1 protein-coding gene is annotated in these 573 nt (G+C 72.4%); it reads right to left on the bottom strand.

Going from position 1 to position 573, the window contains the following annotated elements:
• The coding region (locus G3O00_RS42905) for a PhnD/SsuA/transferrin family substrate-binding protein (protein ID WP_206146622.1) at window positions 1-573 on the bottom strand (573 nt) is incomplete at both ends.

Below are 573 nucleotides of genomic sequence, written 5' to 3'. Positions count from 1 at the left end.
CGCAAGCGCCCATTGGCCCGCGCGGGCGAGCCGCGCCAGCACGTCGGCGAGCGCCGCGCGCTTCGCGCGATCGTCGAGCGTGTCGACCGGCGACGTGAGGAACGCCAGCCCGGAATTGATGCCGCTGCCGTCGCGGACGATGCGCGCGCCGCGCCGTACCGCATGCCCGTAGTACGGGTCGAACGTCGCCCAGATACCGATCCGCTTCGCCTCGAACGCGGCGAACGCATCGACGGGCAGCACGAAGCGCACGTCGACGTCACGCGGCGCGAGGCCGTGTTCGCGCAGCGCGCCGTACAACTGGTACTGCGAGATGCTGCCGCGCGCGGACGACACGACGACGGTTTGCCCTTTCAGGTCGGCGACGGTGCGGACCGCCGAATCGGGCTGCACGACGATGCCGAGCGATGCCGGCGAGCCGACGCGCGTCGCGACGATCCGCAACGACGGGTCGCCGAGCGCGGCCGTCAGCACGGGCAGGTCGCCGGCCGGTGCGAGATCGATTGCGCCCGCGCGCTGCGCTTCGAACAGCGGCGCGGCACCCTGGAAGTTGGCCCAGCGGAACCGGTAGGA

This window comes from Burkholderia sp. Ac-20384, assembly GCF_017104605.1.
Taxonomy (GTDB): domain Bacteria; phylum Pseudomonadota; class Gammaproteobacteria; order Burkholderiales; family Burkholderiaceae; genus Burkholderia; species Burkholderia lata.
This window is presented reverse-complemented; position numbering and strand designations above follow the sequence as displayed.